Source organism: Lacticaseibacillus saniviri JCM 17471 = DSM 24301, from assembly GCF_001311785.1.
GTDB lineage: Bacteria > Bacillota > Bacilli > Lactobacillales > Lactobacillaceae > Lacticaseibacillus > Lacticaseibacillus saniviri.
In genome coordinates, this window is record NZ_BBBX01000002.1 from 117,870 (window position 1) to 133,669 (window position 15,800).

Here is a 15,800-nt window from a genome sequence, read left to right on the forward strand (position 1 = left end):
CGATTAATAAGAAGAGGTTGCGACAAAGCTGAATGGGTTTGTCACAACCTCTATGTTTGTCCATTAACCCTGAGTGGGCGAGTCGGACGTTGATTTAATTGTAAGGGCTGATTGGTCAAATTGCACGTGTTTTCAGTTAAAAGCTGGTTTTTTGGCAAGACTTGCTTCAACCAGTCACCAATAAACGGATATTGTTTATTCAATTCGATGATTTGAATCGTGTTTTCTGGATAGCCGAGCTTCAAAGTATCGCTCTTAGGATCGACTTGAACCGTTAATGGCTGCTTGTTTGGTAAGACCAATTCATAGTGACCGTTGCCAGGCAATTGCCGCATCAAAATGGCATTGTTGGAGGCAGTGACGAAGAGTTCGTCGAGTGCTGGTGAATTGTTTGAGGAGCGCAAGTTGAGTTGTAAGGTCAAATTGTGATCCACTAATTCGTCCGGGATAGTTGTTGATGCCCAGCTGAACGTGGTCTTAGTCAAATCTTCAGTACCCAAGTCCATCCAGTCGTGACCGGCGTCATCGAGAATTTGATAGCGACAACAACGGCGTTAGGATCGATGTCCATACTGAGTTGCACGTTGCCGGGTTCGTCGACGTGAACTGTCGTTGTGAGGGGTTGGGTGTTGTCATACTTGGTCTTGAAGCTGAGTTGATCGATAGGTTGTAAGACCGTGTCATCGATACTCAAGAAGCGATAGTCAGCGGTGTAGAGCACCTTGATAATGGTACTGAGTTGATCGAGTTCCGCTTGTGTAAAGACTAATTCAGCATCCTTAGCCGTGATTTGCAGGAGTGTTGGCAAGTTTTCAGAGACCAAGTGGCCATCGTCACTCAATGGGTTCATTACGCTGAAGAGACCCAGTGTGCCGGTCTTTGTTTCGAGATTGAACTTCAGACCGGATTGTTCGGGTGTATTAGCGGCGCTCTCAATCCAGATGCGATCGAGAAAATCAGCGCTGACTCCACTGACTTCAGTGAGTGCCTGATAGAGTTTGTCACCCAACAGATCGGTGTAGCTCGCCAGCAAGCTTGTTTCGGCTGCCTGGCTGTTAACGAGTGGGGAAGACTTGAAACTCTTTTGCGCATTTTGCCAGTGGTTCGTCACTTGTTCACGAGCCTCACTCGCTGTTAACAATGATGTCAAAATTGATTTGAGTTTAGAATCGCGTAAGTTAAGCATGTTGATTGTCCCCCTCTACTTCTAAAGCGCGCATGAAGTCTTCCTTCAAATTGCCCAGGATGTTTTCAAATTGCGCGATAGAGCTGTAGGTAGACATCACGGCTTGATATTCATATCGGGTGATGGCGGCTGAAACCTGTAACTGGCGCTTGTTGGCGTCAAAGGTGCGGTCCGCATCCGCCTTGATATGATCGAATTGTTGGCGCAATTGTTGATTCTCATGGTGTTCAGGTGCTTCAACTTGTTCTTCTTCCTCTTCAGTGGGGTCGATGAACGTCTTGAGCAGACTGCGGAAGCCGCCACCGTTTGGCGTGCTGCTATCGCTGTCTTGTGCTTGTGTCGTAGCGGTATCGCTCTCTAACTGGTTCTGAAGGTGGTTGACCTCGCTATAAACACTCTTGCGCATGGCTTCGATTTGGTTATCGAGATAATTATCAGGATCGCTTGCGAAGGCTTGCAATTGTGGCAAAATAGCTTGTTCTTCATCGGTGACTTGAACAATCGAGCGGCTGAAGACACTCAGTTCACCGAATTCGCGCCGGTGGTACCAGTCACCAAAGTAAACATGACCATCATCACTGACTTCAAAAAAGGCACGTGACTACGCAGAAACTTAACGAATCGGGCTTGAAGAAAATCGTGCAGTTCTTCTTGCGCGCCCTTATCGTAAGCTAACACATATCCAGGTGCTTCAGTAATTGGTAAACGCAAATTATCTGCGGTCGTATCGAGGCCGCGGTAAAGTTGGAAGCTTGATTGTGCTTCCCACGCCTTATTAAAACGTTCAAAGAATTGTTGCTGGTAATGTAAACTGGATTCTACTGACATATAATCAACCTCTCGAATTGATAGAAATACTATTCCTAGTGTACCGCACTGAACCGCTGCCGGAAACCTTTGAGACAACTTATTCGCTCAAAACGTGAATCTGGTAGATAATAGTAGGAAAGCGTGAACAATGAAAACATCCCATAATTGTGATGCTTTCAAACAACGCCCAAGAAGATAAGGGGACGATGAGATGAAGATTGCAGTATTTGGCGGTAGTGGCCGTGCGGGTCATGTGATTGTTGAAGAAGCCATTGCGCGGGGCCATCAAGTCACCGCAATTGTGCGGGATGAAGCGGCTGCGCGCCGGCGTTTGGCACCCGATGTACCATTGTTGGTGAAGGCGCCACAAGATGTCACAACAGCGGATCTGGCGGGTTTTGATGCGTGGTGGATGCCTTGAGTGTGCCATGGGGATCCGGTTTAGGTTATCTGCATCTCGATTTTGCCAAGCACATCATTGAGATTCTTGCCAACACACCAACACTGGCTGTCTTTATTTTGGGGAGTGCGAGTCTCAAGATGCCTGGCGATTCACAGCCAATGTTTGAGGAGTTCCCACCAGAAGCCTCACAGGCACCGTGGTATGATGGCGCGAATTTCCAGTACCAAGAATGGCAATTCCTGGAAACTGTCACAAACGTGAACTGGATTGGTGTTTCACCGAGTGAAGCCTTCCCAACGGGGCCCAAGACAGGGTATGTGATGGGCACTGACACCTTATTAGCGGATGATCAGGGGCAATCCCAGATTTCAACCGGTAACATGGCCGCAGCCATTCTTGACGAACTCGAGCACCCACAACACATTAAGCAACGCTTCACAGTCCGTGATAAGTAAGAGAATAAAAAAGAGGCCACGCTTACCGACGTGGCCTCTTTTACTTGATTTGGGTGTGTTAACACCGAATTGTATTTACTTAGGAGGAGTAAAATGAAGAAATCAAGTTTGTTTGGATTGCTTATCTCTACGGTATTTAGATTATCGAATAAATGTGAAAATTCTATGACGATTTCACCATGACTTCGTGAAACAAAACAATTTGTTTGCTGAGAGTGGTTGAACTCTCTGTGCGAATTGGTTAGAGTGAGACTATTCGAAAGCACGATGAAAAGCTGAGCCCCAACCAGGCCCGGCTTTTAATATGACGCAATAGTGGAGGCGATTAGTTGCAGCAAAAGGAATTAAAGTTGAAATGGTTGTTTTTGGGATCCTTGGTCACCAATACTGGGGTAAGCTTCATCTGGCCACTCACTACAATTTACATGCATGAATATCTGCATGAATCACTGACGGTGTCCGGGATTGTCTTATTCCTCTATTCCATGTTCATGGTGGTTGGTAATTACGCGGGTGGTTACTTATTTGATAAGTGGCGCCCGTATCCAACGATTCTAATGGGGATTGCCATCAATACATTGGCATCAGCAGCGTTGATTTTTGGCACGGTTGGCCGACCTATGCGCTGCTGCTCATCGGCTTGGGCTTCGGGAACGGTATCGTAGTGACGGCGCTGAATTCGTATGCGACCATCGTGACGAGTCGCAAACCCAGCTATATTTTCAACGTCTTGTACTTCATGTCAAACCTCGGCTTAGTTATCGGGACGTTGGTGGTTGGCTACATTTTGCCGCTCGGAATTACGTATCTCTTCATGTTGGCCTTTGCGCTCTTTGCGCTGTTCTTTGTGGTTGCCTTACTTTTTTATCGGATTGCACCACGACCAAACGGGAAACGGTGGTCAAGGCAGCTGGGGCACCAGAGGTCAATCCTTATCGGACACGGATTATTTTGTTATTGATCACATTGCTCATCACCTGGATTACCTATGAACAGTGGCAGAGCAACATTTCAACTTACATGCTACATCTGGGCATGACCGTTAAGGATTATAGCTTCCTGTGGACCTTTAATGCCGTGATTATTGTCATCTTCCAGCCTGTCTTGACGCACTTTGATGACTGGTTGCTCGAGCACATCAATCTTCGGCTCAATTTGGGCTTTGTCTTGTTTGCCTCGGCCTTCTTGGTGTTAATCTGGGCCAAGCAGTATTGGTTGTTCTTGACCTCGATGGGTGTGCTAACATTGGGAGAAATCCTTGCACTGCCGGCAGTGTCGACATTTGTCGAAATGTACTCACCGGCCAATCAAAAAGGACGCTATCAGGGTTTTGTTCAAGTGTTTGCGTCCATTGGGCGCGCACTTGGCCCACTGATTGGGGCGTTAGTGATTGAAGGATTTAGTTACCAAACGCTCTTCATCGGTTCAACGCTTGCAATTTTGATTTCGGTGGCAATCTTTGCGATGAATTACCGCAAAGCACGCGCCATTCGTCGGCGAATGTAAGTGTCGGAAGATGATTGCTATTTTGTGTCATTAGCCGTATAACAAAAGGCGTTAATCCTGAAAGGTGGTGCCAATTTGAAGACGATTAAAGCAGCGGGCAATCGCAAAAGAGATTGACGATGGCTGGCCTGCTGATTTCGATGGGTGTTGTTTACGGGGATATCGGAACTTCCCCGCTGTATGTCATGAAATCCATTGTCGGTAATAACGGTGGCATGAATCAGATTGATCAGCACTTCTTGTTGGGTTCAGTCTCATTGATTTTTGGACATTGACGCTGATTACAACGGTCAAATACGTCCTGATTGCTCTTCGCGCCGATAACAATGGTGAAGGTGGGATCTTTGCGTTATACACCTTGGTCAGAAAGCGTGCCAAGTGGCTGGTTTTCCCCGCGATGATTGGTGGGGCGGCGCTGCTGGCAGATGGCATGTTGACGCCAGCTGTGACCGTGACCACCGCAATTGAGGGGCTCAAGAATCTCAAGATTGGCGATGTCACGCTGATTAGCTCGCAGGATACGGTGATTGTGGTGACGGTCATCATTATCAGTATCTTGTTCCTGATTCAACGTTTCGGGACGGAGTTGATTGGGAAGGCATTTGGGCCAATCATGCTGGTCTGGTTCACCTTCTTGGGCGTGATTGGCCTCAGTTATTTGGTCCAAGATCTCTCCGTGCTCAAAGCACTCAATCCGTATTACGCGATTGAAGTCTTGTTTAATCCCGACAATCATGCCGGTATCTTCATTTTGGGCAGTGTCTTCCTGGCGACGACTGGTGCGGAAGCGCTGTATTCAGACATGGGCCACGTGGGCCGCGATAACATCTATGGTAGTTGGCCCTACATCAACTTGTGTTTGGTCCTGAATTATTTTGGCCAGATTGTCTGGTTGAATCAGCAACAAGGTAGTCACGCGCAATACGGTGCCGACTTCAATCCTTTCTTTGAAATGATGCCTGGTAACGTGCGGTTATTTGGGATTGCCATTGCGACACTTGCCGCGATTATCGCGTCACAAGCGTTGATCTCTGGCTCGTACACGCTGGTTGCTGAAGCGATGAAGCTGAAATTCTTACCACGTTTACATATCGTGTATCCCACTAATATGAAGGGGCAACTCTACATTCCCGTTGTAAACATGATTCTGTGGGGCATGTGTTTAGTGATTATCTGGCATTTCCAAACCTCTACCGCAATGGAAGGGGCATATGGATTGGCCATCACTGTCACGATGTTGATGACAACAATTCTGTTGTATCAATACCTGCGCTTCAGAAAAGTACCGCTCCTGATTTCGCACCTGGTGTTACTTTTCTTCGGTGCCATCGAAACGGTCTTCTTCATTTCAAGTGCGGCCAAGTTCATGCACGGTGGCTACATGACCGCGTTGATCGCCACGGCCATCTTACTTGTCATGTTCATCTGGCAATACGGCAGTCAGGTTCAAGAGGCGAACAGTTTCCGCTCCGAGAAGGTTTCAATCCTTTCGTATAAGAAACAACTCGAAGAACTTTGCTACGACAATGATTTCCCAACATACGCCACTAATCTGGTGTATATGACACAGGTAGAAGAAGATCACTTTGTGCCTAAAACCATCTTCTATTCTATTCTCGATAAGCGGCCAAAACGGGCCCACACTTATTGGTTTGTCACTGTGAACGTGACGGATGAACCCTACACGGCAACATACACCACAGATACCTATGGCACGAAGAACGTGGTGAATGTACAGCTGTACTTGGGCTTCCGGGTTGAGCAGCGCATCAATGTGTTCCTGCGCCAGATTGTGGCCGACATGATGCGCAATGGTGAACTGGAAGAGCAACCGCAAAAGTACACCACGATGCCTGATCGCAACGTTGGCGACTGGTCATTTGTTCTCTTGAACGAGGAACTCTCACCAGAAACGCGCATCAGACCCATGGATAAGGCGCTCATTCAAGCGCGTTTATTCTTGAAGCACATCACCGAAAGTCCAGCCAAGTGGTTCGGTCTTGAATATGCGGATGTGGTTGAAGAGAATGTCCCACTGATTCTGGGTAAGGAACCGCAAGTGCGACTGACTCGCAGAGAGACAAATCAAGATAGCTAATGGTAGCGATATCAAAAAAGAGGTTGTGACGAGACTAAATAGTTGCGTTACGACTTCTTTTTTTCGTATATTCTTTACATGGCCAAACAAAGCGCGGAGCGAAACTTGACATACTAACAAAAAGTGAGTATAGTTAATGAATCGCTACCGAGAGACCATCGCAAGTATTTTAAGGATGGAGGTTGATATCTATGACCTATCGGATTCAATTAGATATGCAAACACAACAGTTCCTCGCAATTGACGTCAAGAACCAGAACCATATTGGGACTGGCCGGACGATTGAGCAGGCTGTTGCGCAATTACAGCATAAATAAGCAAACAAACGCGTCATCTCACTTATCGGAGATGACGCGTTTTTGGTTTTCAGGGGTTTTGTCGACACAACTGATCAAAAGCAAAAATTTTTAAAAACGATACTGCTAATTTGGTGAGTAATTGAGAAGAGATGCGAAGCCCTATGTAACGGCATTTGTGACCTTTCTGTGACTTTTTAAACATGAAAACTTTGAAATAAAACGCGTCATTTCTAAGAAAAAGCTATTTACTTTAATCCATCTCTAATGTATTATCATTTAAAACATCGATGGAGGGGAAAGTAAATGCGAGTAAAAAAACAACTTGGACTGATCGCGAGTGTTGTCGCCGTTGCTTTGATTTTGGTAGCGTGTGGCGGTAAGAGTGATTCCAGTTCTTCAACAAAGACATGGAGCCGAATGGAAGGCGACGTTATTTCCAGTATGGACTCTTCAGTTGTCACAGACGCCATTTCTGGGCAAGCATTAGTTGATACAATGGATGGTCTCTATCGATATGCAGGTTCTGACTTAGAACCAGCAATGGCAAAGTCCATTGTTGAACCAACTGCTAACGGGACTGTTTATACTTTCAAATTGCGGAATGCGAAGTGGAGCAATGGTGATCCTGTCACCGCGCAAGATTTCGTCTTCGCCTGGAAACGGTCAATCGATCCAAAGACCAAGTCACAATACGCATACTTATACAGCGGCATTAAGAACGCTGACGACATCATTGCCGGCAAGAAGTCACCTGATACATTAGGTGTGAAGGCTGTCGATGACAAGACCTTTGAAGTTACCCTCGATAAGCCAATGCCTTACTTCGGTACGATGATGGTCAACCCAGTCTTCTTCCCACAAAACGAAAAAGTGGTTAAGAAGGAAGGCAAGAAGTTCGGGACATCTTCAGACGCCATCGTTTCTAACGGCCCATTCATCTTAAAGAACTGGAACGGGACCGGCAATTCCTGGAACGAAGTGCGCAACAAGAACTACTGGAATGCTAAGAACGTAAAGCTCGATAAGATCAACGTTCAAGTGATCAAGGATCCATCAACTGCCATGAACTTGTTCCAATCCGGCAAGTTGGATGATGCCGCCTTGACTGGTGCCCAAGCCACTCAAGCTAAGAGCATGAAGGAAGCACAAGCATTGAAGCAAGCTACAACTTTCTACTTAGAAATGAACGAGAAGAAAGTGCCAGCTTTGAAGAATGCTAAGTTGCGTCAAGCATTATCAATGACCCTCAACCGTAAGGAATTCATCGACAAGGTGCTGAACGATTCCTCAATTCCAGCAGCCGGCTTTGTGCCACAAGGTCTTGCTAAGGATCCTAAGACTGGTAAGGACTTCAACAAGGAAGCCGCTGAATCAACTGCCAAGTACACCAAGTACGATGACAAAGAAGCTAAGAAGTTATGGGCTGAAGGCTTGAAGGAAACCAACACCAAGTCACTGAGCCTCGAACTCTTAACAGATGATACTGATGTTGCCAAGAAGTCTGCTGAATACATGCAGAGTGCCTTTGAAGAATTACCAGACCTGAAGATTAATATCAGCACAGTGCCATTCAAGACACGTCTGACACGTTCACAAAATGGTCAATTCGACTTAGTTATCTCCGCATGGGGTGCTGACTTCCCAGATCCAATCACATTCCTCGACTTATTCACTTCCAACAATAGTTACAACAATGGTAAGTGGGGCAGCGCGGAATACGACAAGCTGATCCAAGACAGCAAGACAACTTACGCCACCGATCCTGAAAAGCGTTGGGATGCCTTACTGAAGGCGCAAGAAATCTTAACAGAACAACAAGGGATTATCCCAATCTATCAACGGGCCCAAACACACTTGGTCAACTCTAAGATCAAGGACCTGCAATACAGCCCAGCTAACATGTACAACTTTGTAAATGCTTATCTGAAGTAATCGCCTCAACAAAAAGCGGGACTCTGATTCTGATGAGTTTCGCTTTTTGTTTTAACAACAGAGAAGCTGCGGATATCGGACCTTGGAACGGTCTACTCTTGACTGAGAATGGAGCTAGCTATGATAAAGTACATCTTAAAGAGATTGGGTTACCTGATCTTGACGCTATTCTTGGTGGCAAGTATTACTTTCTTCTTAATGAAGTTACTGCCAGGGACACCATTTAATAATCCCAAATTGCCACCTGAACAAATTGTGGCCTTGAAGGCCCAATATGGGTTGGACAAACCCGTTTGGCAACAATACCTGAACTACATGGTCGGGCTGTTGCATGGTGACATGGGAACCTCTTTCCAATTTGCTGGGCAGTCCGTGACCTACCTCATCGCGTCACGGATCGGACCTTCCTTACAATTAGGGGCACAAGCTATGATTGTTGGGACCTTGCTTGGGATCTTGCTGGGTGCGATTGCGGCCATCCGGAAGAACACATGGGTTGATGCCGTGGCAACGATTTTGCCATCCTTGGCCGCTCGATTCCTAACTTCGTGTTTGCAGCACTGCTGCAGTTCTTCTTGGCTTACAAACTCAAGTTGTTCCCAATTGCACTGTGGGATGGGTTCCAATCCAGTATCCTACCAACAATTGCCCTGGCCATGGCGCCACTGGCAAACACCGCGCGTTCATGCGGACCGAGATGATCGATGTGTTGAGCTCAGATTATATCGAACTCGCCCGGTCTAAGGGTGAAACGCGTTGGCAAACGGTCGCAAGCCACGCCCTGCGGAACTCAATGATTCCCATCGTGACAATTATTGGACCCATGGCCGTCGATTTGATGGTCGGTTCACTGGTTGTTGAAAATGTCTTTGCGATTCCTGGTATTGGGGAACAATTCGTTAAGTCGATTACCACAAACGACTATCCTGTCATCATGGGACTGACGATTCTGTACTCATTGATGTTGACGGTTATTATTCTGATTGTTGATATCTTGTACGGCATTATCGATCCACGAATTCGTCTGAACGAGGAGGCAAACTAATGGCTGATGAAAAACTTTCGCCGAACTTGTTTAAGCGAGTAACGGTCGACTCATCTGAAAAAGAAAAGATTAATACGCCGGCATTGACCTTCACTCAGGACGCGATGCGGCGCTTGCGGCAAAATAAGGCCGCAACGATTTCAATGTGGATCATCATTGCAATCGCAGTGATTTCGATTATCACAATTTTGTTTCACCGGCAAACCCTAACAAACAAAATCTGGCGTACGCGAACTTGCCACCCAAGATTGCTAACTGGGGGATTCCTGGTTTCAATGGCTATCAAGACGGGGCCAATCGCTATGCCGGCTTGGGCAAGAATGTTTGGTTCGTTCTCGGGACGGACTATCTGGGTCGTGACTTGTTATCACGGATCTTCGTTGGGACGCGGGTGTCATTGTTTATCGCGTTCATCGCCACCCTGTTTGATTTGACCATTGGGGTGACTTACGGGATTATCTCTGGTTGGATCGGTGGCCGTGTCGATACCGTGATGCAACGGATTATCGAAATCGTGTCCTCTGTGCCTAACTTGGTTGTTGCAATCCTGATGTTATTGGTGTTCAAGCCCGGTTTGACCTCCATCATTTTGGCGATTGCCTTAACGGGATGGATTACCATGGCCCGACTGATTCGGGCGCAAACCTTGCAACTGCGTGACCAAGAATTCGTGTTGGCCGCGAAGACGGTCGGCGAATCCGGGCCTCGCATTGCATGGCGGCATCTGGTGCCTAACTTGAGTTCCATCATTATTATTCAAACGATGTTCACCATTCCTTCCGCGATTTTCTTTGAAGCCTTCCTGAGTTATATCGGGATTGGCTTGCCAGCACCAACCGCGAGTCTGGGGACACTGTTATCTGATGGTCAAAAAGTACTTCAGGTGCAACCATATCAATTGATTTATCCAGCGATTGTCATTGTGGTCTTGATGCTCGCCTTTAACCTGTTAGCCGATGGGTTGCGCGATGCCTTTGATCCTAAGAGTCAGCGATAGAGGTGCAAGTTATGGAAAGAATATTAGACGTCAAAAATTTAGAAATTGATTTCAAAACTTACGCCGGTACGGTTCATGCGATTCGGGATGTGGACTTCCACCTGAACAAGGGAGAAACACTCGCCATTGTTGGTGAATCTGGTTCTGGTAAATCCGTGACAGTGCGGACATTGATGGGCCTGCTCGCTAGCAACGCCCAGATTGTGAAGGGCAGTGTTGAGTTTGGTGGTAAGGACATTGTTCATATGACCGAACGCGAACTCACACATCTGCGTGGGAACGATATCGCGATGATCTTCCAAGATCCGATGACTTCCCTCGATCCCACGATGCCGATTGGTCGCCAAGTGGCGGAACCATTGTTGCTGCACACCAAGGTCAGCAAGAAACAGGCATTAGCCGAAGCGGTACGGGTCTTAGAATTAGTCGGGATTCCCAATGCGGAAGGCCGACTCAAGGATTATCCGCACCAATTCTCCGGTGGGCAGCGGCAGCGGATCGTGATTGCGATTGCGATCATCAACAATCCTAAGATTCTGATTGCGGATGAACCAACAACCGCGCTCGATGTGACGATTCAGGCACAGATCCTGTCGTTACTGAAGGAAATTCAAACCAAAATCGATACCTCAATTATTTTTATCACCCATGACCTGGGCGTTGTGGCGGGGATTGCGGATCGCGTGGCGGTAATGTACGCCGGCAAGATCATTGAGTATGGTCAAGTCGATGAAATCTTCTACAATGCGCAACATCCCTATACATGGGGCTTGCTAGAAGCGATGCCAACACTTGAAACCAAGAGCAAGCGGCTCTACGCCATTCCCGGGACACCGCCAAACTTAATCGCGCCACCAAAGGGCGATGCGTTTGCGGCGCGGAATGAATTCGCGCTAGAAATCGATTTGGAACAACAACCACCGTTCTTTGCGGTATCGCCAACACATTCAGCGGCGACATGGTTGCTCGATCCACAGGCACCAAAAGTGACATTGCCACCAGAAATTCAACGGCGCCATCAGATATGGGAAGAGAAATTTGCCCACAAGGGGGTTCACGCATGAGCGATAAAGAAGTCTTAATGAGCATTCGTAACCTGGTGCAAACATTCAACCCAGGTAAGCGTAATGAAGTGCGGGCCATTCAAGATATCAGTTTTGATATCTACAAGGGTGAAACGCTTGGTTTAGTGGGTGAATCTGGGTCAGGTAAAACGACAACGGGTCGCAGCCTGATTCGGTTGTACCAACCAACGAGTGGTTCTATTATGTATTCGGGGCAGGACATCGCTAAGCTCAAGCATGGTTCTAAAGACATGTTGTCGTTTCGGCGCAAGGCACAGATGATCTTCCAAGATCCCTATGCCTCCCTCGATCCCCGGATGAAGGTCAAAGACATCATTGCCGAGGGGATTGATGTCCATCATCTGGCCAAAGATGATGCCGATCGGGACCGCCAAGTGGCCGAACTGCTCAGTGAGGTTGGTCTGAACGCCAGCCATGCAACGCGGTACCCACATGAGTTCTCCGGTGGACAACGGCAGCGGATTGGGATTGCGCGCGCATTGGCCGTGCAACCCGAATTCATCATCGCTGATGAACCAATCTCAGCGCTCGACGTGTCGATTCAAGCGCAGGTGGTCAATCTGTTGAAGGATATTCAAGACCGTCAAGGCTTGACCTATCTGTTCATCGCGCATGATTTGTCGATGGTGAAGTATATCAGTGATCGCATCGCCGTGATGCATTACGGCCGCTTGGTTGAACTGGCCTCTGCGGATGAGGTCTACAACCATCCACTGCATCCCTACACCAAGAGCTTGTTGTCAGCGATTCCGGTGCCCGATCCAAGCTTGGAACGGCGCCGCGAACCGATTGCTTACTCGGCAAAGGAAGCTGAAGAGGACGGCAAGGAACGCGATCTGATTGAAGTCTATCCCGGTCACTTTGTATTTGCGGCGGCTGATGAAGTTGAGGCCTACAAGAAAGCAGCCGAAGCGAATCATCAACCAGCTTAGTTGTTGAATGACTCATAATTTTAAACTTTATTTAGTTTTTAATAAGCGTGAAAAAGAAGTTGTGACAAAAGACGCTTTGAGAATGAGGATTAACAGGGATTTATGCTAAAGCCCGAATTTAGGCTTTGAATCAATCCTAGTTAACCGGAATTCTCAGTCTTTTGGAACACGATTAATCTATTTGTTCGGAAATTGAAAAAAGGCTACGACATTGTGTCGTAGCCTTTTTTGCCTAAAAAAACTGATGCGTGCCAATGTCGCTGTTAAAGCTGAAAAAGTGGGTAGATGATGCCAGAGAGCACAATGATGGCTAAGATAATGGAGATTGTCACCATTGTCGCCTTGCCGTGATTCTTCTGCTTGTGTGCGTTCGTCACCAGTTTTTTCTCTTCGTCAAAGCGCGCCCGGATGTCTTGCTCCAGGAGGGTGCTTGACTGACCATTTTTCTTATTCATGCTATAATTATATCATGTATTTTAAACATCATTACATGAATGGCTTGTGAAGAAATGATAATATTCTTCCTTAACACGCCAATTATATCGATAGAAGGTGAGCATGATTTTGCATATTCGTCGTCATGCTGGTGCGCTGAGACGATATCAGCGCCTTGTGGATCGCGTCATTGCTACGGCAAAAGACTATCGCGAGTTGAGTGATAAAGACCTTCAGCACAAAACAATTGAATTTAGAGAAGCACTAGCGAGCGGTCAAACGCTGGAACAACTCATCGTGCCCGCTTATGCGACGGTGGTTGAAGCCGATCGCCGCATCTTGGGACTGACCCCGTTTCCCGTTCAAATTCTCGGGGCAATCGTGATGCAATATGGCAACATTGCCGAAATGAAAACCGGTGAAGGTAAGACGCTCACGGCAACCATGCCGATGTACCTCAACGGCCTGACAGGACCGGGTAACTTCTTGATTACCGCTAACAGTTATTTGGCGAATCGTGATGCCGAGAACCTGGGTCGTGTGTATCGCTTCTTGGGGCTCACTGTCATGGCGGGTTCCGCTAAGGCGGGGCAAGACGACAAGGACCTCGACAAGGATGCCATCTATGCCAGCGACATTGTGTATACCACCAACAGCACGTTGGGGTTTGATTATCTGATCGATAACTTGGCCGCCAGTCAGGATGAGCAACATATGCGCGGGTTCAAATTCGCGTTAATTGACGAGATCGACGCGGTTTTACTCGATATGGCGCAGACCCCCTTGATTATTTCCGGGGCACCGCGCGTGCAATCCAACCTATTCGAGTCGGCTGATCAAATGATCACGCTGCTCCAAAAAGATGAAGACTTGAAACTCTCAGATGACACCAAGAAAGTCTGGTTTACGGAACAGGGTATGGCCAAAATGACCGCGTTCTTTGACGTGGGTGACCTGTTGAGCGAAGCCAATCGTGATCTCTATCGGCACCTGGTCATGGCCTTGCAGGCGCACTATTTGTACCGGCGCAATCGAGATTACGTGATTGAAGATGGTGAGGTTGCACTGCTCGATGTTGCTAACGGTCGCACGCTCGATGGCATGCGCCTTGAAGCGGGACTGCATCAGGCCATTGAAGCCAAAGAAGGTGTCAAGCTAACCAATCAGACCCGCGCGATGGCGTCTGTGACCTATCAGAATCTGTTTCGCATGTTTCCTAAGCTCGCCGGGATGACCGGTACGGCACTAACGGATGCGGATGAATTGCGCGAGACCTACAATGTCAGCGTGATTCCTATTCCAACGAATAAACCATCCATCCGTATCGACCAACCCGACAAGCTATTTGTGACCAATGAGCAAAAATCTATGCGTCAGTTGAAGCGGTTGAAGCCGCGCACAAAATCGGTCGGCCCGTATTGATAGAAACGGGCTCGGTATCGATGTCGAATTTGTATTCGCGCGTGCTCTTACAGCGCGGCATTGTGCACACCTTACTCAACGCGCGTTCGGCACCAAAGGAAGCCTGGATTGTCCGTGAAGCGGGGCAGCCCGGTGCCGTGACGGTCGCAACCTCGATGGCTGGCCGTGGGACGGATATCGCATTGGGTGAAGGTGTCGAGGCCATGGGCGGGTTACTGGTGATTGGGACCGAACGCATGACCAGTGCCCGCATCGATAATCAACTGCGGGGGCGTGCGGGTCGCCAGGGTGAGCCCGGTGAGACAGCGTTTTTTGTGTCACTCGAAGATAAAGTGGTGCTCGAAAATGCCCCTAAGCGTATCGGACGCTTTCGGCAACGCTATGAAGCGACGCATGAGGATACAGCCATGACTGAACCGTTGACCAAGCGGCGTTACCGCCGGGTGATTCAAAAGTCGCAGGCGACCGCGGAAAAGAATGAACGCGGTCAGCGATTCCAAACACTGCAATTTGATGAGGTCTTTCGTCTGCAGCGGGATGCGATTTATCGCACCCGTGATGAGCTGATGGATGCGACTGACCTGTCGTCGCTCATCGAAAGCCTATTCGAGCGCGTGGCCGCTGCACAAGCCCCCAAAGCACCTCGTGAACACACGGCGGCTTTGATTGACTTTGTGGTTAATCACATCGATTACGAATACACAGCGGATGCCTTGTTGGCCCAAATCGATCGCAACGCAACCAAAAAGAGCGTTCAGAGCTTGCTCGTGACGTTGATGCAAAAACAGCTGACCAAGCAGCACCAGCAACTACCCGATGAGAGTCAATTTTTGTATTTTCAAAAGCTGGTTATTCTCAAAGCGATTGATGTGGCCTGGGTGGAACAGGTGGATAACCTGCAACAACTGCGCAACATTACCAGCAACCGGTCAAAGGCACAACGTGATCCGGTCTATGAGTATCAAAAGGAAGCACAACGCTCATTTGATCTGATGAAGGCTGATATTGCCGATAAAGCAGTACGAAATTTGATGCTATCTCAGATGGTCAACAACATTGATGGCACAGTCGAGGTGACATACCCATAGGGGACTAATAATGAATAAAAACATGATTTACTCAGTCGATTCGCATGGACATGTTTCCTTCTATTAATTGTTCTCGTCGGACAACAAATTTTAATTCCCGGGATTGA

At 47.8% G+C, this 15,800-nt stretch carries 10 protein-coding genes and 5 pseudogenes; 11 read left to right on the plus strand and 4 right to left on the minus strand.

The genetic code is table 11. The features are described from left to right. Positions 1–50: 50 nt before the first annotated feature. Genes JCM17471_RS02240 through JCM17471_RS14875 form a run of 4 tightly spaced genes read right to left on the minus strand, consistent with a single transcriptional unit; the run spans position 51 to position 2,014 of the window. Entirely contained in the window at positions 51–500 is a 450-nt protein-coding gene (locus JCM17471_RS02240; protein WP_162208331.1) for a hypothetical protein, read from the minus strand. Further along, a complete protein-coding gene (locus JCM17471_RS02245) occupies positions 482–1,186 on the minus strand; it encodes a hypothetical protein (protein WP_054776648.1) in 705 nt (234 codons plus the stop codon). The genes JCM17471_RS02240 and JCM17471_RS02245 overlap by 19 nt, the downstream gene beginning before the upstream one ends. Further along, positions 1,179–1,655 (minus strand): hypothetical protein, encoded by a 477-nt coding sequence (locus JCM17471_RS14870; protein ID WP_225354083.1) that lies wholly within the window; start codon positions 1,653–1,655, stop codon positions 1,179–1,181. Before JCM17471_RS14870 ends, JCM17471_RS02245 begins: the two co-directional genes overlap by 8 nt. A gap of 50 nt (positions 1,656–1,705) precedes the next feature. Then, on the minus strand, positions 1,706–2,014 hold the full coding sequence (locus tag JCM17471_RS14875; RefSeq protein ID WP_225354084.1) for a hypothetical protein: 309 nt from the start codon (positions 2,012–2,014) through the stop codon (positions 1,706–1,708). 193 nt (positions 2,015–2,207) lie between these two features. Here JCM17471_RS14875 and JCM17471_RS02255 point away from each other — a divergent pair. The 11 genes and pseudogenes from JCM17471_RS02255 (at position 2,208) to JCM17471_RS16365 (ending at position 15,693) form a co-directional block, all read left to right on the plus strand. Beyond that, positions 2,208–2,854, plus strand: a pseudogene (locus JCM17471_RS02255) (NAD(P)H-binding protein). 329 nt (positions 2,855–3,183) lie between these two features. Then, positions 3,184–4,360: pseudogene (locus JCM17471_RS02260) on the plus strand (MDR family MFS transporter). A 119-nt stretch (positions 4,361–4,479) separates the two neighbouring features. Then, a pseudogene (locus JCM17471_RS02265) lies at positions 4,480–6,458 on the plus strand (KUP/HAK/KT family potassium transporter). Between the two features lie 191 nt (positions 6,459–6,649). Continuing rightward, positions 6,650–6,775, plus strand: coding sequence for a hypothetical protein (locus tag JCM17471_RS15780; RefSeq protein ID WP_263849382.1), 126 nt, complete (start codon positions 6,650–6,652; stop codon positions 6,773–6,775). Between the two features lie 285 nt (positions 6,776–7,060). Next, complete coding sequence (locus tag JCM17471_RS02270; protein WP_054776649.1) at positions 7,061–8,689, plus strand: peptide ABC transporter substrate-binding protein; 1,629 nt, start codon at positions 7,061–7,063, stop codon at positions 8,687–8,689. A gap of 120 nt (positions 8,690–8,809) precedes the next feature. Continuing rightward, positions 8,810–9,734 (plus strand): annotated as a pseudogene (gene opp3b, locus JCM17471_RS02275) (oligopeptide ABC transporter permease). Then, positions 9,734–10,731 (plus strand): annotated as a pseudogene (locus JCM17471_RS02280) (ABC transporter permease). The pseudogenes opp3b and JCM17471_RS02280 overlap by 1 nt, the downstream one beginning before the upstream one ends. 11 nt (positions 10,732–10,742) lie before the next feature. Then, a complete protein-coding gene (locus tag JCM17471_RS02285) occupies positions 10,743–11,795 on the plus strand; it encodes an ABC transporter ATP-binding protein (RefSeq protein WP_054776650.1) in 1,053 nt (350 codons plus the stop codon). After that, on the plus strand, positions 11,792–12,748 hold the full coding sequence (locus JCM17471_RS02290) for an ABC transporter ATP-binding protein (protein WP_054776651.1): 957 nt from the start codon (positions 11,792–11,794) through the stop codon (positions 12,746–12,748). The genes JCM17471_RS02285 and JCM17471_RS02290 overlap by 4 nt, the downstream gene beginning before the upstream one ends. Before the next feature lie 558 nt (positions 12,749–13,306). Further along, a complete protein-coding gene (locus JCM17471_RS16360) occupies positions 13,307–14,605 on the plus strand; it encodes a preprotein translocase subunit SecA (RefSeq protein ID WP_369395773.1) in 1,299 nt (432 codons plus the stop codon). After that, positions 14,602–15,693, plus strand: a complete 1,092-nt coding sequence (locus JCM17471_RS16365) for a preprotein translocase subunit SecA (protein WP_369395774.1) — start codon at positions 14,602–14,604, stop codon at positions 15,691–15,693. Before JCM17471_RS16360 ends, JCM17471_RS16365 begins: the two co-directional genes overlap by 4 nt. Positions 15,694–15,800 lie beyond the last annotated feature (107 nt).